This is a genomic window from Dyella sp. SG562 (assembly GCF_011759495.1).
GTDB lineage: Bacteria > Pseudomonadota > Gammaproteobacteria > Xanthomonadales > Rhodanobacteraceae > Dyella_D > Dyella_D marensis.
Genome location: NZ_JAAOYS010000001.1, coordinates 392,957 through 414,958, shown reverse-complemented (window position 1 = coordinate 414,958; position 22,002 = coordinate 392,957). Strand labels below are relative to the sequence as shown.

Below are 22,002 nucleotides of genomic sequence, written 5' to 3'. Positions count from 1 at the left end.
GTTTTCTCCGCTGGACCGTTCACTTTAGTTCGTTCTGACGGCCGCGCTGGCGGCCCCCGCATCCGTACCCGAGCCTGGCGGTTCGGGCGATCCGGCATGTCCTGTCGCTGCCCGCGCCGGGACGAGACTGAGTACTCAATCCATGACAATGCATGACCGCACGGCGCTCAGCCGTGTCTCCGCCTATCTGCGCGCCCGCATGGCGCTGCAGCAGGGCAACCGTTGCCTGCAACCGTTCCACGTCACGCTCGACGCGGCGAGCAGCGAACCCGGATGGAACTACGCCACGCCGGTGGACGGCGCCGCGCCGAATGCGCACGAACTGGCCTCGCTGATCGACCTGTTCGACCGCAAGCAGCGCAAGCCGCGCCTGGAATACATCCACGACATGGCTCCCGAGGTGCTGCCGCGCCTGCTCGACGCCGGCTTCTTCCGCGAGGAGCCGCTGGCGCTGATGACCTGCACGCCCGACAGCCTGGCCGCCGATGGCGATCTCGACGGCGTGGAGTGGCTGCTGGCCGAAGGCGAGCACGAACTGCACGCGGCCGCCGAGGTGCAGAACGCCGCCTACGGCGTATCCGGCACCTGCGCGGCCGACGTGGAGCGGCTGGCCGGCGTGGTGGAAAAGGGCGGCGCGGTCGCCCTGGCCCGCTGCCGCGACAGCGGCGATGCGCTCGGCGCGGGGCTGTATTCGCCCCCGCTGGAGGGTGTTACCGAGATCGCGGCGATCGGCGTGCGCGAGGACGCGCGTGGCCGCGGCATCGGCGGCGCGGTCACCGCGCTGCTGGCGGACCACGCGTTCGTGCAGGGCGTGAGCTTGCCGTTCCTGATGACGGCGGCCGGCAACGAACACCGCGTGTATGCGCGGGCCGGGTTCCATCGTTTCGGCGAGTTGATCGGTGTAACGCGGTGAGCGGCCGCGCAAACGAAAACGCCACGGCGCTGGCCGTGGCGTTTTCGGATGCGGGGGTTGATCCCGGCTTTGGCGATGCGGCTTAGTGGTGGCCGGAGAACGGCACCATCTTGCGCAGCGTGGACGGGGCGTGCGGCCACTTCTCGTCCGTCAGGTAGGGGTGGTTCGGGTAGTTCAGCGCAAGCACCTTGCGGGTCTGCTCGGCCAGCTGCGGACGCTCCAGGCCGATGTAGCTGCGGGTGAGGATGGCCAGCGCGTCGCCGGTCTGCGGCGCCTGCTGGTAGTGCTCGATCACGTACTGGGCGCGGTCGGCCGAGGCGATGTAGGCCTTGCGGCGCAGGTAGAACTCGGCCACGTTGACCTCGAACTGGGCCAGCACGTTGCGCAGGTAGATCATGCGCTGGCGGGCGTCGGCCGAGTAGGCGCTGTCCGGGAAGCGGCGGGTCAGCTCGGAGAAGTCGTCGAAGGCCTGCAGGTTGTAGCCCTGGTCGCGGCGGGCCTGGCTCTCGGTGCGCTGGAACACGCGCTCGATAAAGCCGCCGGTGCGATCGAAATTGATCAGGCCGCGCAGGTAATAGGCATAATCCACATGCTTGTGGGTCGGATACGTCTTGATGAAGCGGTTGACCGTGGAGTAGGCGTCGTCCGGCTGGTTGTCCTTGTACTGCGAATAGGCCAGGTCAAGCTGGGCCTGTTCGTTGAAGTCGCCGGACGGGAAGCGCGCGATCAGTCGCTGGTAGGCCTTGGTCGCGGCGGCGTAGTCGGAATGGACCAGAGAGTCGTGCGCGGTGCTGTACAGCTTCTCCACCGGCATGGTGTCGATGGTTTCCTTCTTGCTCCGGAACATGGAGCACGCGCTCATCGTGGCGACGACGGCGAGCACCACCAGTACTTTGAAGACCTGCAGCTTGGTTACGCGCATGGGAAAGGGTTCAGATGTTTGATCGAAAAGGGATGATAGCCGAAACCACCGGAAACCCGGGCGGCCGGCCATGACGACCATCCGCCACGAGGCCACCGTGCCGCTGTCGGCAGCCGGGTGGCGCTTCGACCGGGCCTTGGCCGAGATGTTCCCGGACTACTCGCGATCCCGCCTGGCGGCGTGGATCAAGGCCGGGGCGGTGACCCTGGACGGCGCCGCCGCGCCCCCGCGCCACCTGCTGCGCGGCGGCGAGCAGGTGCGGCTGGAGGCGGAGCTTGCGGCCGAGGTCGAGCTGGAACCGGAAGATATCGCGCTGGAGGTGGTCCACCAGGACGAGCACCTGCTGGTGCTGAACAAGCCGGCCGGCCTGGTGGTCCACCCCGGCGCCGGCAATGCGGCCGGCACCTTGCTGAACGCCTTGCTGCACCACGACCCCAAGCTGGCCGAGCTGCCGCGCGGGGGCATCGTGCACCGCCTGGACAAGGACACCTCCGGCCTGATGGTGGTGGCCCGCTCGCTGGCGGCCCATACCGCCCTGGTCGACATGCTGTCCCGCCACGAGGTGGAGCGGCAGTACGAGGCCGTGGTGATGGGCCTGCTGGTGGCCGGCGGCACGGTGGACGCGCCGATCGGCCGCCATATGGGCGACCGCCTGCGCCAGGCCGTGCGCGACGAGGAGGACGGCAAGCGCGCCGTCACCCACTACCGCCTGCGCGAACGCTTCCGCGCCCATGCCCTGCTGCAATGCAGCCTGGAGACCGGCCGCACCCACCAGATCCGCGTGCACATGGCGCATATCGGCCACCCCCTGGTCGGCGACCCGCTGTACGGCGGCGGCCTGCGCCTGCCCAAGGGCGCCTCGCCCGAGCTGGTGGCGGCGCTGCGCGGCTTCCGCCGCCAGGCCCTGCATGCGGAGCGGCTGGCCTTCGAGCACCCGGTCAGCGGCGAGCCGCTGTCGTTCACGGCCGCGCGGCCGGCGGACCTGGACGCGCTGATCAACACCCTGCGCGAGGATGCCGCCCACGCGGATCCTTACGATGACTACTGAGGGCTGGCTGCGCCCGGACTGGCCGGCGCCGGCCGGCGTGCATGCGGCGGTGAGCACCCGCGACGTGCCCGGCGCCTCGGCATCCCCGTTCGAGCGCTTCAACCTCGGCAGCCGCTGCGGCGACGCGGCCGAGGCGGTAGCCGCCAACCGGGCGGCGCTGGCATCCATGCTCGACTTGCCGGCGCCGCCGCGCTGGCTGCGGCAGGTGCATGGCATCGCGGTGGCCGACACCGGCGCGCAAGACGAGCCGGAAGCGGACGCCGCGGTGACCCGCACGCGCGGCGAGCCGCTGGCCATCCTCACCGCCGATTGCCTGCCGGTGCTGTTCTGCGCGGCGGACGGCGGCGAAGTCGCCGCGGCTCATGCCGGTTGGCGCGGCCTCGCGGCCGGTGTGCTGGAGGCGACGCTGGGGCATCTGCGCGCCCGGCCCGGCGCAGTGATGGCGTGGCTGGGGCCGTGCATCGGTGCGGCTTCGTATGAAGTCGGTGCGGAAGTGCGCGAGGCCTTTATCGCCGACGATGCGGGGGCAGAAGCCTGCTTCGTTCCGACCCGCCCGGGCCACTGGCTGTGCGACCTCGCGGGACTGGCGCGCCGCCGGCTGGAGCGCGCCGGCGTCTGCGCCATCTACGGCGGCGGCTTCGACACCCTGGCCGATCCGCGCTTCTACTCGTACCGCCGCGACGCCGCACGCAGCGGCCGCTTCGCCACGCTGATCTGGCTGGCGTAGCGCGCTTCTGCCCCCTCTCCCCAACGGGGAGAGGGTTGGGGTGAGGGGGACCTACGGAGCGTAGAAGCGGGATGGGAAAAGCGGGCGACGCTTCGTCGATCTGTTGCGGCAAGCACCCGCCCCTCATCTGCCTGCCGGCATCTTCTCCCCAGCGGGGAGAAGAGTTCACTCCCGCAGCGCCGCCAGGAAACTCCTCCGCCACGCCGTAATGTCCTGCCGCTCCAGCACATCCATCATCGCCCGCCAGCGCATCTTCCTTTCCTCCAGCGGCATCGCCAGCGCGCGCTCCAGCGCATCGGCCACTTCCTCGGTATCCGCGGGATTCACCAGCAAAGCCTCGTCCAGCTCCTGCGCCGCGCCGGCGAACCGCGACAACACCAGCACCCCCGGATCCTCCGGGTTCTGGCTCGCCACGTATTCCTTCGCCACCAGGTTCATGCCGTCGCGCATCGGCGTCACCAGTCCCACCTTGGCATTGCGGTAATACCCGCTCAGCACGCTGTGCGGAAACGACTTGTTGACGTAGCGGATCGGCACCCAGTCCGGCGCCGCGTACACGCCATTGATGTGCCCGGCCTTGCGTTCGAGGTCGCGGCGGATCTGCCGGTACTCCGGCACGGTGCTGCGCGATGGCGGGGCGATCTGCAGGAAGCTCACGCGGCGGTGCCAGTCCGGCATGCGTTCGAGCAGGCGCGCGTAGGCGTCGAAGCGTTGCGGCAGGCCCTTGGAGTAGTCCAGCCGGTCCACGCCGATGATCAGCGCGCGGCCTTCCAGGCTGCTGCGCAGGTCTTCGATCGGATCCAGCGTACCGGCTTTCGCCGCCGCCTCGGCCACCTGCCGCGTGTCGATGCCGATCGGGAACACGCCCGCGTGAAAACGCCGGTGGCCCAGCCGCAGGCGATGGCCGCCGCGCAGGCGGGCGCCCGTTTCGTGCACGAAGTACTCCTCCAGCGCGCGCAGGTCGCGCGCCGTGTGCACGCCCACCAGGTCGTAGGCGGCCAGCGTTTCCAGCAGCTCGCGATGGCGCGGCAGCGCGATCAGCAGGCCGGCCGGCGGCAGCGGCGTATGCAGGAAGAAGCCGATGCGGTTGCGCACGCCGCGCTCGCGCAGCATCGAGGCCAGCGGGATCAGGTGGTAGTCGTTGATCCAGATCGCGTCGTCCTGCTCGACCAGCGCGGCCAGGCGCTCGGCGAACACGCGGTTGACGCGCAGATAGCCGTCCAGATGGCCGCGGTTGTAGTCGACCAGGTCCGGCCGGTAATGCAGCAGCGGCCACAGGGTGCGGTTGGCGAAGCCGTCGTAGAAATGGTCGTGGTCGTCGCGCGACAGGTCGATGGTGGCGTAGTGCACCGGGCCGTCGTACAGGTGGTGCACGGTGGCCGCGGTCTCGCCGGCGATCTTGCCGCTCCAGCCGAACCATAAGCCACCGGCTTCCTGCAGCGCCGCGCGCATGGCCGAGGCGAGGCCGCCGGTGGCGGTCTGCTTAGGTAATGCGACCCGGTTGGAGACGACGATCAGGCGGCCGGTGCGTGACGGCACCACGCTCATAGCTCGTCCTCCCAGCGGCGCGACAAGCGCATCGCGGTCTGCACCAGGCCCACCAGCGAATAGGTCTGCGGAAAATTGCCCCAGTGCTCGCCGGTGCCCGGCGCCAGATCCTCCGACAGCAGGCCCAGCGGATTGAGCTGCGACAGCATGTGCTCGAACATCTGCCGCGCGCGCCGCTTGCGGCCGGTGGCGGCCAGCGCCTCGATGTACCAGAAGGTGCAGATATTGAAGCTGGTTTCCGGCGTGCCGAAGTCGTCCGGCGCGATATAGCGGAACAGGTAATCGCCGCGGCCGAGTGCCTTGCCGATCGCATCCACCGTGGCGATGAAGCGCGGATCGCGCCCGCGCACGAAGCCGATATCGGCCAGCAACAGCAGGCTGGCATCCAGGTGCTCGCCGTCGTAGGCGTCGACGAAATGCCCCAGCCGTTCGTTCCAGACGCGCGCGGAAATGCGCTCGTGCAGCGCCACCGCCTCGTCGTGCCAGTAGCGCGCGCGATCGGTCAGGCCCAGCTCGGTGGCGATATGCGCCAGGCGGTCGCAGGCGGCCCAGCACATCGCCGCCGAATAGGTGTGCACGGCGGCGCGGCCGCGGAATTCCCACAGCCCGGCATCCGGTTCCTCCGCCATGCGCAGGGCCATACGGCCCATGCTTTCCAGGCGCTCGAAGGTGCGCGCATCGCCCGGATTCTCCAGGCGCTGGTCGAAGAACAGCTGCGCGGAAGCCAGCACCACCGAGCCGTACACGTCGTTCTGGCGCTGGCGCCAGGCGTCGTTGCCGATGCGCACCGGTCCCATGCCGCGGTAGCCGGCCAGGCCTTCCGCCTCGCGCTCGGGCAGCTCGCGCTCGAAGGTGATGCCGAACACCGGGCCGACTTCATGATCGCCTTCGGCGGAGACGATGTTGAACACGTAGCGGATGTATTCCTCCATGCTGCGCGTGGCGCCCAGCCGGTTGAGCGCGCGCACCACGAAGGCGGCGTCGCGCAGCCAGCAGTAGCGGTAGTCCCAGTTGCGGCTGGTGCCCGGCGCTTCGGGAATCGAGGTGGTCAGCGCGGCGATGATGGCGCCGGTGGCCTCGTACTGGCACAGCTTCAAGGTGATCGCGGCGCGGATCACCGGCGCCTGCCATTCGTAGGGAATGGACAGGTAGCGCACCCAGTCGCGCCAGTAGGCGATGGTGTATTCCAGCGTGCCGTGGATGAAATCCGCGGGGCTGGTAGCGAGCGTTTCGTCGGGGCCGAACACCAGGTTGGCGGGCCGGTCCAGGTGGAAGAACAGGCCGCGCTCGATCAGCGGCACCGCCACGTCGGTGGTCAGGCGCTGCACCACGTCGCTCAGCAGGAAGCGCAGGTGATTGCTGCCGGAGGTGGTGTCGGGCTGGCGCGCGCCGTAGTCGCACAGCGGCCGCAGCAGGATGCGGATGCGCGGATTGCCCTGGATCGGCCGGATGCGCCGGGCCAGCATCACCGGATGGTAGAAGCGCCCGCGGGTGCGGTGGCGCGGCGCGAAATCGGTGATCTCGATGGCGTTGCCGTGGCGGTCGTACAGCCGCGTGACCAGCACCGCGGTGTTCGGCAGGTATTCCTGCTCGGCCCGTTCGACATGTTCCAGCTCGACGCTCCAGTCGCCCCCCTCGCGCGCGGGCGAGAGCAGGGCGCAGAAGCTGGCGTCGCTGTCGAAGCGCGGCAGGCAGCACCACACGATGCGGGCCATGCCGTCGATCAGCGCGGCCACGCTGCCGTTGCCGATCACACCCAGAGCCAATGTCTGCGGATTGGCCCGGGTATCGCTGCCGCCAGGTCCGGTGTCGTCGGACCTGGTGCGGGGTTCAGGCATTCCCTCCAAGGGCATGGGCATGGGGTTCGACTCCTTGCTTGAGCACGTTCAAGACACGTTGCAGCCAGGCCTGTGCCGACGACGGGCCCGGCAGGGTGTATTGGGCGAGCGTGGGTTCGCGTTCGCCGACGCGGACGCTGATCCCGTTCTCCAGATTGGTGGCGGCGAAGCCGTGTTCGTCGGTGAGGTCGTCGCCGAGGTACACGGGCAGGCGGCCGGCGAACGGCGGGCGTTCCAGCAGCTCGGTCACCGCCTTGCCCTTGTCCATGCCGGCGGGCTTGAGTTCCAGCACCAGGTTGCCGGCCTGCAGCTCGTAGCCGGGCAGGCCCGGCAGCAGCGCCAGCACGGCTTCACGCAGCGTTTCGTATGCGGCCGGCGCGGCGCGGCAATGCAGGGCCACGGCCAGGTCCTTGTTCTCCACCAGCACGCCGGGATGCGCGCGCGCGATCGACTCCGCCGCATGCAGCACCAGGGTGCGCCGGCTGGCGCTGACGCGCGTCTCGCGCCGCTCGCCGTCGGCGTGGCGCAGCTGCAGGCCGTGCAGGCCGGCCATCGCCCACGGTGGCGAACCGAACAGTGCGTCGAGGCCGACCAGGCTGCGTCCGCTCACCAGCGCGAGCGCGCCATCGAGATAGGCGTAGAGTTCGGCCAGCAGCGCGTACAGCTCGGGATCGACGCGCACGTCGCCGGGGCGCTCGGCAAACTCGAGCAGGGTGCCGTCGACGTCCAGGAACAGGGCCCAGCGGTCGCCGGTGCCGGGCAGGGGCGGTGCCGGAAGCGGGGTCGCAGCAGGCATGCGGGGGAAGGCGGGGGAAAAAGACATCAGAACGAGCCTAGCAGGGCGAATGTGAAGATCAGCTTTGGATGTGTCTGCATGAATCAACGTAGGTTGGGGTGAGCGCAGCGAACCCCAACGGTGCCGCCGCATCGGGGTTCGCTGCGCTCACCCCAACCTACTTGAATCGTTGGGGGCGGACCGCATCTCATCGGGCAGTGAGCGGCCTCGGGGCTGCCGAATCTTTATCTTTGCGGGGTTCTATCTATGCGGATGGACAAACTGACATCGCGCTTCCAACAAGCGCTGGCCGACGCGCAATCCATGGCGGTGGGCCGCGACAACAACATGCTCGAACCGGTGCACGTGATGGCCGCGCTGCTCGACCAGCAGGGCGGCACCACCGCGCCGCTGCTGACCCAGGCCCAGGTCAACGTGCCCACCTTGCGCCAGCGCGTGGGCGAAGCGCTGGACCGCCTGCCGCGCGTCAAAGGCGACGAAGGCAACGTGCATATCGGCAACGACCTCACGCGCCTGCTCAACCTCACCGACAAGCTCGCGCAGCAGCGCGGCGACCAGTTCATCGCCAGCGAGCTGTTCGTGCTCGCGGCGCTGGAGGACAAAGGCGATCTCGGCGCGGCGCTGAAGGCCGCGGGCGCCCACAAAGCCAACCTGGAACAGGCGATCGACAAGATTCGCGGAGGCGAAAAGGTGCAGAGCGAGAATGCCGAGGACCAGCGCCAGGCGCTGGAGAAATACTGCGTCGACCTGACCGCGCGCGCCGAGAGCGGCAAGCTCGATCCGGTGATCGGCCGCGACGAGGAAATCCGCCGCACCATCCAGGTGCTGCAGCGGCGCACCAAGAACAACCCCGTGCTGATCGGCGAACCCGGCGTGGGCAAGACCGCCATCGTCGAAGGCCTGGCCCAGCGCATCGTCAACGGCGAAGTGCCCGAAGGCCTGCGCGACCGCCGCGTGCTGGCGCTGGACATGGGCGCGCTGATCGCCGGCGCCAAGTTCCGCGGCGAATTCGAGGAGCGCCTGAAGGGCGTGCTCAACGACCTGTCCAAGCAGGAAGGCCGGGTGATCCTGTTCATCGACGAGCTGCATACCATGGTCGGCGCCGGCAAGGCCGACGGCGCCATGGACGCCGGCAACATGCTCAAGCCCGCGCTGGCGCGCGGCGAGCTGCACTGCATCGGCGCCACCACCTTGGACGAGTACCGCAAGTACATCGAGAAGGACGCCGCGCTGGAGCGCCGCTTCCAGAAGGTGTTCGTGGGCGAGCCCAGCGTGGAAGACACCATCGCGATTTTGCGCGGCCTCAAGGAACGCTATTCGGTGCACCACGGCGTGGAGATCACCGATCCGGCCATCGTCGCCGCCGCCACGCTGTCCAACCGCTATATCACCGACCGCCAGCTGCCGGATAAGGCGATCGACCTGATGGACGAGGCGGCCAGCCGCATCCGCATGGAGATCGATTCCAAGCCGGAGGAACTGGACCGCCTGGAGCGCCGCCTGATCCAGCTGAAGATCCAGCGCGAAATGCTGCGCAAGGAAACCGACGAGGCGTCCAGGAAGCGCCTGGCCGACCTGGAAAGCGATATCGAAAAACTCGAGCGCGAGTTCTCCGACCTCGACGAAGTGTGGAAGTCGGAGAAGGCGCTGCTGCAGGGCGCGACCAAGATCAAGGAACAGATCGAGCAGGCCCGCGTGCAGCTGGAAGCCGCGCAGCGCCGCCAGGACTACGCCAAGATGAGCGAGCTGCAGTACGGCCGCCTGCCGGAACTGGAAAAGCAGCTCGCCGCCGCGCAGGCCGCCGAGAAGCACGAGTTCAAGCTGGTGCAGGACCGCGTCACCGACGAGGAGATCGCCGAGGTCGTATCGCGCTGGACCGGCATCCCGGTCAGCAAGATGCTGGAAGGCGAGCGCGAGAAGCTGCTGCATATGGAAGAGGCGCTGCACAAGCGCGTGGTCGGCCAGGACGAAGCGGTGCGCGCGGTGTCCGACGCGATCCGCCGCGCGCGTGCCGGCCTGTCCGATCCGAACCGCCCGTATGGCTCCTTTCTGTTCCTGGGCCCTACCGGCGTGGGCAAGACCGAGCTGTGCAAGGCGCTGGCCGAATTCCTGTTCGATACGCAGGACGCGATGGTGCGCATCGACATGAGCGAGTTCATGGAGAAGCACTCGGTAAGCCGCCTGATCGGCGCGCCCCCCGGCTATGTCGGCTACGAGGAAGGCGGCTATCTCACCGAGGCGGTGCGCCGCCGTCCGTACAGCGTGATCCTGCTGGACGAGGTGGAGAAGGCCCATCCGGACGTGTTCAACATCCTGCTGCAGGTGCTCGACGATGGCCGCCTCACCGACGGCCAGGGCCGCACGGTGGATTTCCGCAATACCGTGATCGTGATGACCTCCAACCTGGGCTCGCAGCTGATCCAGGAGCAGGCCGGCGATTCCGAAGCGGACTACCTGCAGATGAAGGCCTCGGTGCTGGGCGTGGTGCAGGCGCACTTCCGTCCGGAGTTCATCAACCGCCTGGACGAGCTGGTGGTGTTCCGCCCGCTGGAGAAGAAGCAGATCCGCAAGATCGCCCTGATCCAGCTGATCCACCTGGAAAAGCGCCTGGCCGAACGCCAGCTGCGCCTGGAGATCGGCGAGAAGGCTCTGGACCTGCTGGGCAATGTGGGCTTCGATCCGGTGTATGGCGCGCGGCCGCTGAAGCGGGCGATCCAGCAGCAGCTGGAGAATCCGCTGGCGAAGGAGATTCTCGAAGGCCGGTACGCGCCGGGCGATGTCATCGGGGTGGATGCGGAAGGCGGGCAGTTGGTGTTTCGCAAGCATTAAAAGAAAAGGCGCCGAGGAGGCGCCTTTTTTTGTCCGTTCCGCAAGGCGTAGGTTGGGGTGAGCCGCAGGCGAACCCCAACGTTGCGATGCGCATCAAGGGTGAACGTTGGGGTTCGCCTGCGGCTCACCCCAACCTACGCCGTCTGGTTTGTCAGCGCGGCTCGCTCTGGCTTGGCAAGCCATTCTCCATATGCCCCGCCAACCGCCGCCAATAACCCGCCAGCTCAGCAACCGTCACGCTCAAGTCGTACCAGTTGGCATGGCCACCCAGTGCCCAACTGTCATTCACCGTAGCCCCGGCGGCGACCGAATAAATCCGCACATCGCCCTCCACATAAGCATTGCTGACCGTCACGGTGCATGCCGCGCCGCCGTTATTGGTTACGGCCAGCCGCAGGCGATTGCCTGCGGCGTCGTAGCTCGCCGCCACTTCCGGCGCCGCACCCATCCCGGTCGCCACGCTGCCGCGATACTGCCGCAGAAAACCATTCGGCCCATGCGCCTCCAGGTCGTACACGCCCTGGGTGTAACGCGCCGCGCTCCAGTAATCCGACAGCTGCTTGCCCGCCTCCACCGTGTAGCGCCATGGCCCGTCGCTGCGGTTCGCCGCATACACCTGGAACACCGCGCCGGCCGCACCGTCGTTATGGAAGTCGATCCAGTAGCGCCCCGCCGCCGCATCCACCCGGCCATCCGCACGCAGCGTGTAAGGCAGCGCGCGCGCCGGCCGCGTACCCGCTTCCTGCGCCGGCATCGCCTGTGTGGAGGGAATACTCGGCGCCGGCAGGTTCTTGCACTGCTGGTCCGCCGCGGCGGTGTAGCCGGTGGTGGAGGGCAAGCCGGGCCAGCCGCTGTTGCTGCCGCTGAAATCGAAGGCGCTGAGCAGGTCGCCGCACACCGCGCGGCGCCAGGCGCTGATATTCGGCTCCATCACGCCGAAACGCTGCTCCAGGAAACGCAGCACCGAGGTGTGGTCGAACACCTGCGAACACACCCAGCCGCCGCGCGTCCACGGCGACACCACGATCAGCGGCACGCGGAAGCCCAGGCCGATCGGCTGGCCATTGCTGATCTCGCCCGTCACGCTCACCGTGGACAAGCCGTCGTTGGACGAAGCTGGCGGCGTCGGCGGCGGCACGTGGTCGAAGAAGCCGCCGTTCTCGTCGTAGTTGAGGATGAAGGCGGTCTTGGCCCACACCGCCGGATGGGCGGCGAGCGCGGCGAGCAGGCGCGCGCTCAGGTCCTCGCCGTAGGCCGGCTTGAAGCTGGCGTGTTCGGACAGGTAATCGGCGGCCACGATCCACGACACCTGCGGCAGCGTGTCGTTGGCCACGTCCTGGGCGAACGCGGCGACCATGTCCGCCTGCGTCGCCATGCCCTTGTCATGCAGCGGCGTGCCCGGCTTGGCCTGCTTGAAGTTCTTGAACCAGGCCAGCGCGTTGTCGTCGAAGTTGTTGCTCTCCTGGTAGACCTTCCAGCTCACGCCGGCCTTTTCCAGGCGCTCGGCATAGGTGGTCCAGGTAAAGCCCGCGCTCGGCTCGGTGTTGTCCAGCACCGCCGCCTGGCCCACCGACAGGCCGTTGCTGCCGGTCATCGCATGCAGGCGGTTGGGGTTGGTCTGGGTGAGGGTGGCGGCGAAGTAGTGGTCGCAGATGGTGAAAGCGTCGGCCAGCGCGTAATAGAACGGCAGGTCGGCGCGCTCGAAATGGCCCATGCCGAGGCCGGCCGCGCGTGCGGTGTTCCAGGCGTCGAACTTGCCCTTGTTGAAGATCGCCGTGTCCACCGGGTAGTTCATCGCCGGCGCATTGGCGCAGATCGCGCTGGTGGTCGCGGTGTTCATGCGGAACGGCAGCAGATAGCCGTCCGTATTTCCCGTGTAGGGCTGCTGCCACACGCTGCGCGCGCCGCCGGGCAGCGGCGCCGGCACGCGGTCGCCGAAGCCGCGCACGCCGCGCAGGCTGCCGTAGTAGTGATCGAAGGAGCGGTTTTCCTGCATGAAGATCACCACGTGCTTGACGTCGGTGAGGTTGCCGGTGCCGGTCGGGGAGGGGGCGGCCAGGGCCTGGCGCAGGGTTTCGGGGAGCAGGGAGGCTGCGGCGAGGCCGCCGGCGGAGGCGGCGGTCATCTGCAGGAATCGGCGTCGCTTGGGGTCGATTTCGCTCATGGGGGCGCTCGGGTGCTGCCTGATTGCGGGCTGTGCCTAGCTAATCGCAGTGGTGTTGCAGTGCCTTGCCAGCTGTGCGTCAGTGGGGAGACACGTGGTGCAGTCCCTGTGAAAGGGGGAGGCTGGGCGCCCTTCTGCTCGTCATTCCGGCGTAGGCCGGAATCCAGTGGCGGTATCGCCTGGTTGTCGCGTTGACGCTTGGTTGTCTCGCCTTTGGCGAGTGTTTCGCCCCGCTGCCGCGGGGCGAGTTACTTCTTCTTTGCGTGCCCAAAGAAGAAGTAACCAAGAAGAAAGGGCACCCTGCTTGGCGCCCTCAGCAGCAAAGCTGCTGAGGGTCCGTGAGGGCTGGCCGGGCTTTTTGACAGGGCATCCATGCCCTGATCAAAAAGGCGAGGACTCCTGTCCTCGCCCCCTGCGGGGCCTGATCGTCCAGCCCTCACCGCCGGCGCCAAGGGGACCCGGTAGATCAAGAGCAGAAGCGCACCAGCGGAACGCCGCGGCTGCGCCGCGAGCTCTTCGCTCGATTTTCGCCCCACCCGTCATCCCCCTCTCCCCGCCGGGGAGAGGGTCGGGGTGAGGGGCCGGGGCTCGCCATGACACCTCCTACTCGTCATGACGAGCACCCCCTTGTCGTACTGCTAAGATGCCCGGGCCTGAGGTGACCGCTGGCCTGGCCGGTGGTTGAAACGGGAATCCGGTGCGCCGTATTGACGGCTATTCCGGAGCTGCCCCCGCAACGGTAGGCGAGACACGATCGGCGGAAGCCACTGTGCTGCGAAGCATGGGAAGGCGCCGGTCGGGGAGGCATCAGCCTTCGCTCGCGAGCCCGGAGACCGGCCTCGAGGTGAACCGGACATGCGGTGGGCGTGCTCCTGGCGAGCGCGCCCTCGTCGTGCGTCCGTCCGGAGCTCCTTCCGCCTGTCCTGCAACCGAAGCGATTCCGCGCGGGCAGGCGCGGTCCAGGAGCCACCAGTGTCATTGCATGTTCCGTCCTTGCGCCGGTCCGCGTTTGCGGCCGCGTTTTCCCTTGTCTTGCTTTCCACCGCCGCGCAGGCCGACGAGCCTTCGCAGGACCTCAAGGGCGTGGTGGTCACCGCCACCCGCACCGAGCAGAGCGAATCGGCCACGCTCGCCGCCGTCACCGTGATCGACCGCGCCGAGATCGAGCGCCTGCAGCCGCAATCCGTGGCGGACCTGCTGCAAGGCACACCGGGCCTGTCGATGGCCAACAACGGCGGCCCGGGCAAAGCCACCTCGCTGTTCCTGCGCGGCACCGAGGCCGACCACGTGCTGGTGCTGGTGGATGGCGTGAAGATCGGCTCAGCCACGCTGGGCCAGCCTTCGATCCAGAACATCCCGGTGGAGCAGATCGAGCGCATCGAGATCGTGCGCGGTCCGTTCTCCAGCCTCTACGGTTCGGAAGCGCTGGGCGGCGTGATCCAGATCTTTACCCGACGCCCCAGCGGCGCCTTCGAGCCGAACCTGGAGCTGGGCTACGGCAGTAACGACAGCTTCCGCGGCGCCGCCGGCCTGGCCGGCAAGGTGGGCGAGGGCTGGTATGCGGTGCAGGCCACGCACGAGGACACCGACGGCATCAACGCCTGCCGCGGCAAGCCGTCGCCGCGCGGCGCGGGCTGCTTCGTCAACGAACCGGACCGCGACGGCTTCCGCGACAGCTCCGTCTCGCTCAAGGGCGGCTATCGCTTCAGCGACGCCTGGGACGCCGACGCGCAGTGGCTGCGCAGCTGGGGCTACAACGCCTACGACGGCTCCACCAGCAACCAGTCCGACGTGGTGCAGCAGGTCTACGGTGCACGCGTGCACTGGCGGCCTAGCCGCGATTTCACGCTCACCGCGAGCGCCGGCCAGAGCGCCGACCTCGGCGACAACTACCTCAACGGCCGCTACACCAGCACCTTCGATACGCACCGCGATCTCGGCTCGCTGCAGGGCGACCTCAATCTCGGCGGCGGCCTGTGGAGCCTGGGCTACGACTGGCAGCGCGACCGCGTCGACAGCAACACCAGCTATGCGCGCGACCAGCGCCTCAACCGCGGCCTGTTCGCGCAGTGGCAGCAGGCGTTCGGCGCGCAGTCGCTGCAGGCCAGCCTGCGCCACGACGACAACCAGCAGTTCGGCGGCAAGACCACCGGCAGCCTGCTGTGGGGCTGGGACTTCACGCCGGGCATGCGCCTCACCGCCAGCGCCGGTTCCGCCTACAAGGCGCCGACCTTCAACGAGCTGTACTACCCCGGCTACGGCAACACCGCGCTGCGGCCGGAAAGCTCGCGCAGCTACGAGCTGGGCCTGCGCGGCACGCCGGGCTGGGGCCTGTGGTCGCTCAATGCCTTCGAAACCCGCATCCGCGACCTGATCGCCTACGACGCCTCGCGCGGCGTGCCGGGCAATGTCGACCGCGCGCGCATCCGCGGCGCCGAAGCGGTGGCGTCCACCACGCTGGCCGGCTGGACCTTGCGCGGCACCGCCACCTGGCTGGATCCGCGCAACCGCAGCGACACCTACCGCGACAAGCTGCTGCCGCGCCGTGCCCCGCGCAGCGCGCGCGTGGATGCGGACCGCGGCTTCGGCGACTTCAGCATCGGCGCCAGCGTGTACGCGGCGGGCAAGCGCTACGACGACCTGGCGAACGGCTATCGCCTGGGCGGCTATGCGCTCACCGACCTGCGCCTGGCCTATGCGCTGGACCGCGACTGGAAAGTGCAGCTGAGCGTGCGCAACGCCTTCGACAAGCACTACGAGACCGCGGCCTATTACAACCAGCCCGGCCGCACCGCGATGCTCAGCGTGAGCTACCGGCCCGCGCAGTGAATCCCTTCCGCCCCGAGGACCGCACCATGTCCACCGCCATGCCACGCTTCTCCGTACCGCTCGCCATCGTGTTCGCCGCGGTGATGATCGCCACGCGCTTCCATCACTTCGGCACCGCGCTGCATCTGCCCGATGCCTCGATGGCGCTGTTCTTCCTGGGCGGCCTGTGGCTGCGGCGGCACCTGGCCTTCGCCGCGTTCATGGCGCTGGCGGTGGTGCTGGACTGGGTGTCGGTGTCGTATGCCGGCGTCAGCGATTTCTGCGTGACGCCGGCCTACTCGTTCCTGCTGCCCGCGTATGCGGTGCTGTGGTACGCGGGGCGGCTGTGGTCAGCGCGGATGGCGCCGGCGCCGCTGGCGCTGGCCGGTGCGTTCGGCGTGGCGCTGGTGGCGGCTTCGGTCTCGTTCGCCATTTCCAACGGCGCGTTCTACTGGCTGGGCGGGCGCTATGCGAATCCGCACCTGGGCGAGTACGTTGCCCGCTTGTGGCAGTGGGGCCCGCTGTTCGTGCGCACCACGCTGACCTATGTGATCGTGGCGCTGGCGGCGTACTGGGCGCTGGCGCGCGTGAACTCCACCCGCCAGGCAGGAACCCGGGCATGAGCGACGAAGAACTGCGCCACCGCGAGCGCATGCAGCGCAAGAAGGAGCTGGTCGACCGCAAGATCGCCCGCGCCACCATCGACCGCGGCGTGCTGGTGGTGAACACCGGCAACGGCAAGGGCAAGAGCTCGTCGGGCTTCGGCATGCTGGCGCGCTCGCTCGGCCACGGCTTTCATTGCGGCGTGGTGCAGTTCATCAAGGGCAGCTTCTCCACCGGCGAGGAAGCGTTCTTCCGCCGCTTTCCGGACATGGTCGACTACCACGTGATGGGCGAGGGCTTTACCTGGGAAACCCAGGACAAGGCGCGCGACGTCGCCGCCGCGCAGGCCGCCTGGCAGATCGCCGCGCGCATGCTGGCGGACGAGCGCTACCGGCTGGTGTTGCTGGACGAGCTGAATATCGCGCTGGTCAAGCAGTACGTGACGCTGGAGCAGGTGCTGCCCGCGCTGGCCGCGCGTCCGGCCGGCCAGCACGTGGTGATCACCGGCCGCGGCGCGCCCGATGCGCTGGTGGCGGTGGCCGATACGGTGACCGAGATGCGCGTGGTCAAGCATGCGTTCGAGGCGGGCATCCGCGCGCAGCTGGGAGTCGAGCTGTGAACGCCGTGCGGCAGGTGCCCGCGTTGCTGGTGTCCGCGCCGGCTTCGGGGCAGGGCAAGACCTCGTTCACCGCGGCGCTGGCACGCGCGCATGCGCGGCGCGGACGGCGCGTGCGGGTGTTCAAGACCGGGCCGGATTTTCTCGATCCGATGGTGCTGGAGCGCGCGAGCGGCGCGCCGGTGTATCAGCTCGATCTTTGGATGTGCGGCGAGGCGGACGTCCGCGCGCGGCTGTATGAAGCGGCGGGCGAGGCCGACCTGATCCTGGTCGAAGGCGTGATGGGCCTGTTCGACGGCGGCACCTCCAGCGCCGACCTGTCGCAGCGTTTCGGCCTGCCGGTGCTGGCCGTGATCGACGGTTCGGCGATGGCGCAGACCTTCGGCGCGGTGGCGACGGGGTTGGCGCGTTATCGCGAAGGTTTGCAGGTGTATGGCGTGGCCGCCAACCGCATCGGTGGCGCTTACCACGCGAAGCTGCTGGCCGGGAGCCTGCCGCCGGAGCTGCGCTGGTTCGGCGCCTTGCCGCGCGATCCGGCGCTGGCCTTGCCGGAACGGCATCTCGGCTTGGTCGCCGCGGGCGAGCTGGCCGACCTGGATGCGCGCCTGGATGCGCTGGCCGATGCGATGGAGCTGCACGCCGGACCGGACTTGCCGCCGCCAGTGGCGTTCAGCGCGGTCGAAGCAACGCAGGTGCCGCGCCTGCTCGAAGGCCGGCGCATCGCCATCGCACGCGACGACGCGTTCTGTTTCCTGTATCCCGCCAACCTGGACGTGCTGCGCCAGGCCGGCGCGGAACTGTGCTGGTTCTCGCCGCTGGCCGGCGATGCCTTGCCCGATTGCGATGCGGCCTGGCTGCCCGGCGGCTATCCCGAACTGCATCTGGCGCGGCTCGCCGAGCGCAAGGACCTGCACGCCGCGCTGCGCGCGCACGTCGATGCGGGCAAGCCCTTGCTGGCGGAATGCGGCGGCATGCTCAGCCTGCTCGACGCCCTGGCCACGCGCGAAAGCGATGCGCACACCATGGCGGGGCTGCTGCCCGGCTGGGCGGTGGTGCGCGAGCGGCTGGCGGAGCTGGGCATGCAATCCGTCGAGTTGCCGGAAGGCACGCTGCGCGGCCACACCTTCCACTACGCGCATGCGGAGATCACCCAGCCGCCGCTGGTACATGCGAGCAACCCCGACGGTGGCCCCGCCAAGGAAGCGGTATACCGGCGTGCACGGCTCACGGCGAGCTTCGTGCATCTGTACTTTCCCTCCGCAACGGAAGCGGCCCTGCGTCTGTTCCTGCCATGAGCGCGCTGGCGCTCACCCTGGCGCTGCTGCTGGACGCGCTGCTCGGCGAGCCGCGCCGCGCGCATCCGCTGGTGGCGTTCGGCGGCTGGGCGCGGGCGATCGAGGCGCGGCTGCACCGCGACAAGCGTGGGTCGGGTGTGCTGGCGTGGTGCGTGGCGGTGTTGCCGTGGGTAGTGGCGACGTGGGCGATAGCGAGGGTATTGCCGGCTTGGGGCGACCTGCTGTTCGGTGCGGCGATGCTTTATCTCGCCGTAGGTTTGCGCAGCCTGGGCGAGCACGCCCTGCCGGTGGCGGATGCGCTGGAGCGCGGCGATCTGGCCGCGGCGCGCACGGCGGTGGGGCGCATGGTGAGCCGCGACACGGCCTTGCTGGATGAGCGGCAAGTGGCGGCAGCCGCCACGGAATCGGTGCTGGAGAACGGCAGCGATGCGGTGTTCGGAGCGCTGTTCTGGTTTCTGCTGCTGGGCGCGCCGGGCGCGGTGCTGTACCGGCTGGCCAATACACTGGATGCGATGTGGGGCTATCGCAATGTGCGCTATGAGCGCTACGGCTGGGCCGCGGCGCGGATCGACGACGTGCTGAACTTCGTGCCTGCGCGGCTGACGGCGCTGAGCTATGCGCTGCTCGGCGACTTCCTGCGCGCATGGCATGGCTGGCGCCGGCAGGCGCCGGCGTGGGATAGCCCGAATGCGGGGCCGGTGATGGCGGCCGGCGCGGGTGCGCTGGGCGTGCGACTTGGTGGCGCCGCGCCTTATGCAGGCGTGTGGGAGCAGCGTCCCGTGCTGGGCGAAGGCGCTGCGCCCGATGCCGCGGCGATCCGCCGCGCGCTGCGGCTGGTGCGCCGGAGCGTGCTGCTGTGGCTGGCGGCGATCTGGTGTCTCGTGCCCATCCTCGGAGATCATCATGCTTGAACATGGTGGACGCCTGCTGCGCGCCGCGCACGAGTACGGCATTCCCGCGGAGCAATGGCTCGACCTTTCCACTGGCGTCAGCCCGTACGCATGGCCCGTGCCGCCGCTGCCCGTATCCGCATGGCAGCGGTTGCCGGAAGACGATGACGGCCTGATCGATATCGCGCGCACTTATTACGGGCATCCTTCGCTGCTGCCGGTGGCCGGTTCGCAGGCGGCGATCCAGGCTTTGCCGTCGCTGCGCGAGCGCTCGCGCGTAGGCGTGCTCGATCCTGGTTATGCCGAACACGCGCATGCCTGGCAGCGCGCGGGACACAAGGTGGAACGCGCCGCCGCCGATGCGCTGTTCGCCCGTGCGGCGCGCTACGACGTGGTCGTGCTGATCCATCCCAACAACCCCGGCGGCGAACGTTTCGAGCTCGACACATTGCTTGCCTTGCACGCCACGCTGGCCCGCCGCGGCGGCTGGCTGGTGGTCGACGAGGCGTTTATCGACGCCACGCCCGAACGCAGCCTGTGCGCGGCGCATGCGCTGCCCGGCCTGATCGTGCTGCGCTCGGTGGGCAAGTTCTTCGGCCTGGCAGGCGCGCGCGCCGGTTTCGTCTGCGCGGAACCCGCGCTGCTGGTGGCGCTGCGCGAGCGCCTGGGGCCATGGAGCTTGAGCGGTCCGGCGCGCCACGTGTTGAAGCTGGCACTGGCCGATACGGCCTGGCAGTCGGCGCAGCGCGAGCGTTTGCACGCCACCGCCGCGCGCCTGTCGAAGCTGCTCACACGCCATGGCCTGGCTCCGCATGCCGGCTGCGCGTTCTTTCACTGGCGCCGCGACGACCGCGCGGCGGCGCTGCAACGCGCGCTCGCACGGCAGGGCGTGCTGGTGCGCCGCTTCGAGCAGCCGCACAGCCTGCGCTTCGGCCTGCCCGGCGACGACGCGGCGTTCGCGCGGCTCGATGCGGCGCTGGCCGGCTGGCGTTCGATCGATCGAAAGCAGGAGGTCGCGCCATGAGCGCACGCGTATTGATGATCCAGGGCTGCACCTCCGACGCCGGCAAGAGCACCGTGGTCGCCGCGCTATGCCGCTGGCTGCGCCGGCGCGGCGTGGCGGTGGCGCCGTTCAAGCCGCAGAACATGGCGCTCAATGCCGCCGTCACCGAGGACGGCGGCGAGATCGGCCGCGCCCAGGCGGTGCAGGCGCAGGCGGCAGGCGTGCCGCCGCATACCGATTTCAATCCGGTGCTGCTGAAACCGCAGAGCGATACCGGCGCGCAGGTGATCGTGCATGGCCGCGCGGTCGGCAACATGGATGCGCGCGACTACCACCGCTACAAGCAGGTGGCGATGGAAGCGGTGCTCGCTTCGCATGGGCGCCTGGCGCAGCGCTACGCGGCGGTGGTGGTCGAAGGCGCGGGCAGTCCGGCCGAGATCAATCTGCGCGACCGCGATATCGCCAATATGGGTTACGCGGAAGCCGTGGACTGCCCGGTGCTGCTGGTGGCCGACATCGACCGCGGCGGCGTGTTCGCGCATCTGGTCGGCACCCTGGCCTTGCTGTCGGCGAGCGAAAGGGCGCGGGTGGCCGGTTTCGTGATCAATCGCTTCCGCGGCGATCTGGCGCTGCTGCAGCCGGGCCTGGATTGGCTGGAGCGCGAGACCGGCAAGCCGGTGTTCGGGGTGCTGCCGTATCTGCATGGCCTGCAGCTGGAGGCGGAGGACGCGCTGCCGCGCGATGCGGGCCGGCGCGAAGACGCACTGCTGCACGTGGCGGTGCCGGCCTTGCCGCGCATCAGCAACCACACCGATTTCGACGCGCTGCGCGCGCATCCGCAGCTGGACGTGCGCCTGGTGGGGCCGGGCGAGGCGTGGCCGCCGTGCGACCTGATCGTGCTGCCGGGTTCGAAGGCGACGCGCGCCGACCTGGAGTGGCTGTGCGCACAGGGCTGGGCCGAAGCGATCGCGCGGCACCTGCGCTATGGCGGCAAGCTGATCGGCATCTGCGGGGGTTTCCAGATGCTGGGACAGGCGGTGCACGATCCGCACGGCATCGAAGGCGAAGCGGGTTCCAGCGCGGGCCTGGGCTGGCTGGCGATGGAGACGGTGCTGGAGCCGGAGAAGCAGCTGCGCCGCGCGCAAGGCAAGCTCGCGCTGGACGACGCGGACGTCGCCGGCTACGAGATCCATTGCGGCCGCAGCACCGGCCCCGCGCTCGATGCGCCGGCTTGCCTGCTGGCCGATGGCCGCGCCGACGGCGCGATCTCCGCCGACGGCCAAGTGCTCGGCACCTATCTGCACGGCCTGTTCGACGAGCCCGCCGCGCTGCAGGCGCTGCTGCGCTGGGCCGGCCTGCACGCGCCCCTCGCCGTCGACGTGCGCGCCTTGCGCGAAGCGAGCCTGGAGCGGCTCGCCGACGCGGTGGAAACGCATCTGGATACCGCGCGCCTGGCCGCGCTGCTGGGAGTGAACGACGCATGCGCAGCCTGATCCTCGGTGGCGCCCGTTCCGGCAAGAGTGCGCTGGCCGAGCGCATGGCGGCGGAGAGCGGGCTCGATGTGCTCTATCTCGCTACGGCGCAGGCGCTGGATGCGGAGATGGCGGCGCGCATCGCGCACCATCGCGCCAGCCGGCCGCCGCACTGGCACGACGTGGAGGAGCCGCTGGCGCTCGCCGATGCGTTGCGCGCGCATGCGCGGGCGGATCGCTGCGTGCTGGTGGACTGCCTCACGCTGTGGCTGAGCAACCTGCTCGGCGATGCCGATGGCGAACGCTTCGCGCGCGAGCGGCAGGCCCTGCTCGACGTGCTGCCCGATCTGCCCGGCACCATCCTGCTGGTGAGCAACGAAGTCGGCCTCGGCATCGTGCCGATGGGCGAACTGAGCCGGCGCTTCGTCGACGAAGCCGGCCGCCTGCATCAAGCGCTGGCCGCGGTGTGCGGACGCGTGCTGTTCGTCGCGGCAGGCCTGCCGCTGGCTCTCAAAGGAAATCTTGCATGA

Annotated in this window: 17 protein-coding genes and 1 riboswitch; of the genes, 12 read left to right on the top strand and 5 right to left on the bottom strand. The window is 69.2% G+C overall.

Annotated elements, in window-relative coordinates:
- Positions 1-142 precede the first annotated feature (142 nt).
- On the top strand, positions 143-913 hold the full coding sequence (locus tag FHW84_RS01835) for a GNAT family N-acetyltransferase (protein WP_167252409.1): 771 nt from the start codon (positions 143-145) through the stop codon (positions 911-913).
- An 82-nt stretch (positions 914-995) separates the two neighbouring features.
- On the opposite strand, the gene FHW84_RS01830 is transcribed toward FHW84_RS01835, so the two are convergent.
- A complete protein-coding gene (locus FHW84_RS01830; RefSeq protein ID WP_167252408.1) occupies positions 996-1,835 on the bottom strand; it encodes an outer membrane protein assembly factor BamD in 840 nt (279 codons plus the stop codon).
- 70 nt (positions 1,836-1,905) lie between these two features.
- Here FHW84_RS01830 and rluD point away from each other — a divergent pair, with 70 nt between their 5' ends.
- Positions 1,906-2,883 carry a 23S rRNA pseudouridine(1911/1915/1917) synthase RluD gene (gene rluD / locus FHW84_RS01825; protein ID WP_167252407.1) on the top strand — a complete coding sequence of 326 codons (978 nt, stop codon included), beginning with the start codon at positions 1,906-1,908 and terminating at the stop codon, positions 2,881-2,883.
- The gene (pgeF, locus tag FHW84_RS01820) at positions 2,873-3,610 is read left to right on the top strand and encodes a peptidoglycan editing factor PgeF (protein WP_167252406.1); all 738 of its coding nucleotides are present in this window, start codon (positions 2,873-2,875) and stop codon (positions 3,608-3,610) included. Before rluD ends, pgeF begins: the two co-directional genes overlap by 11 nt.
- A 165-nt stretch (positions 3,611-3,775) precedes the next feature.
- Here pgeF and otsA read toward each other — a convergent pair whose 3' ends face one another.
- Genes otsA through otsB form a run of 3 tightly spaced genes read right to left on the bottom strand, consistent with a single transcriptional unit; the run spans position 3,776 to position 7,792 of the window.
- A complete protein-coding gene (otsA, locus tag FHW84_RS01815) occupies positions 3,776-5,158 on the bottom strand; it encodes an alpha,alpha-trehalose-phosphate synthase (UDP-forming) (RefSeq protein WP_167252405.1) in 1,383 nt (460 codons plus the stop codon).
- Positions 5,155-6,996, bottom strand: coding sequence for a glycoside hydrolase family 15 protein (locus tag FHW84_RS01810; protein ID WP_167252404.1), 1,842 nt, complete (start codon positions 6,994-6,996; stop codon positions 5,155-5,157). Before FHW84_RS01810 ends, otsA begins: the two co-directional genes overlap by 4 nt.
- Complete coding sequence (gene otsB / locus FHW84_RS01805; RefSeq protein WP_208399571.1) at positions 6,989-7,792, bottom strand: trehalose-phosphatase; 804 nt, start codon at positions 7,790-7,792, stop codon at positions 6,989-6,991. Before otsB ends, FHW84_RS01810 begins: the two co-directional genes overlap by 8 nt.
- 246 nt (positions 7,793-8,038) lie before the next feature.
- Here otsB and clpB point away from each other — a divergent pair, with 246 nt between their 5' ends.
- A complete protein-coding gene (clpB, locus tag FHW84_RS01800; RefSeq protein ID WP_208399570.1) occupies positions 8,039-10,621 on the top strand; it encodes an ATP-dependent chaperone ClpB in 2,583 nt (860 codons plus the stop codon).
- 151 nt (positions 10,622-10,772) lie between these two features.
- On the opposite strand, the gene FHW84_RS01795 is transcribed toward clpB, so the two are convergent.
- Positions 10,773-12,785, bottom strand: coding sequence for a phospholipase C, phosphocholine-specific (locus tag FHW84_RS01795; protein ID WP_167252402.1), 2,013 nt, complete (start codon positions 12,783-12,785; stop codon positions 10,773-10,775).
- Between the two features lie 639 nt (positions 12,786-13,424).
- A riboswitch (cobalamin riboswitch) is annotated at positions 13,425-13,642 on the top strand.
- 121 nt (positions 13,643-13,763) lie between these two features.
- Here FHW84_RS01795 and btuB point away from each other — a divergent pair.
- The 8 genes from btuB to cobU are packed head-to-tail and all read left to right on the top strand — an operon-like array spanning position 13,764 to position 22,002.
- Complete coding sequence (gene btuB, locus FHW84_RS01790) at positions 13,764-15,614, top strand: TonB-dependent vitamin B12 receptor (protein ID WP_243867839.1); 1,851 nt, start codon at positions 13,764-13,766, stop codon at positions 15,612-15,614.
- Between the two features lie 26 nt (positions 15,615-15,640).
- The gene (locus FHW84_RS01785; RefSeq protein ID WP_208399569.1) at positions 15,641-16,216 is read left to right on the top strand and encodes a hypothetical protein; all 576 of its coding nucleotides are present in this window, start codon (positions 15,641-15,643) and stop codon (positions 16,214-16,216) included.
- Positions 16,213-16,815: a cob(I)yrinic acid a,c-diamide adenosyltransferase gene (cobO, locus tag FHW84_RS01780; protein WP_167252400.1), complete on the top strand. Its 603-nt coding sequence runs from the start codon at positions 16,213-16,215 to the stop codon at positions 16,813-16,815. Before FHW84_RS01785 ends, cobO begins: the two co-directional genes overlap by 4 nt.
- Complete coding sequence (locus tag FHW84_RS01775; RefSeq protein ID WP_343203550.1) at positions 16,812-18,107, top strand: cobyrinate a,c-diamide synthase; 1,296 nt, start codon at positions 16,812-16,814, stop codon at positions 18,105-18,107. Before cobO ends, FHW84_RS01775 begins: the two co-directional genes overlap by 4 nt.
- Entirely contained in the window at positions 18,104-19,018 is a 915-nt protein-coding gene (gene cbiB / locus FHW84_RS01770; RefSeq protein ID WP_167252399.1) for an adenosylcobinamide-phosphate synthase CbiB, read from the top strand. The genes FHW84_RS01775 and cbiB overlap by 4 nt, the downstream gene beginning before the upstream one ends.
- Positions 19,011-20,021: a threonine-phosphate decarboxylase CobD gene (gene cobD / locus FHW84_RS01765; RefSeq protein WP_167252398.1), complete on the top strand. Its 1,011-nt coding sequence runs from the start codon at positions 19,011-19,013 to the stop codon at positions 20,019-20,021. The genes cbiB and cobD overlap by 8 nt, the downstream gene beginning before the upstream one ends.
- Positions 20,018-21,493: a cobyric acid synthase gene (locus FHW84_RS01760; RefSeq protein WP_167252397.1), complete on the top strand. Its 1,476-nt coding sequence runs from the start codon at positions 20,018-20,020 to the stop codon at positions 21,491-21,493. Before cobD ends, FHW84_RS01760 begins: the two co-directional genes overlap by 4 nt.
- A complete protein-coding gene (gene cobU / locus FHW84_RS01755) occupies positions 21,481-22,002 on the top strand; it encodes a bifunctional adenosylcobinamide kinase/adenosylcobinamide-phosphate guanylyltransferase (protein WP_167252396.1) in 522 nt (173 codons plus the stop codon). Before FHW84_RS01760 ends, cobU begins: the two co-directional genes overlap by 13 nt.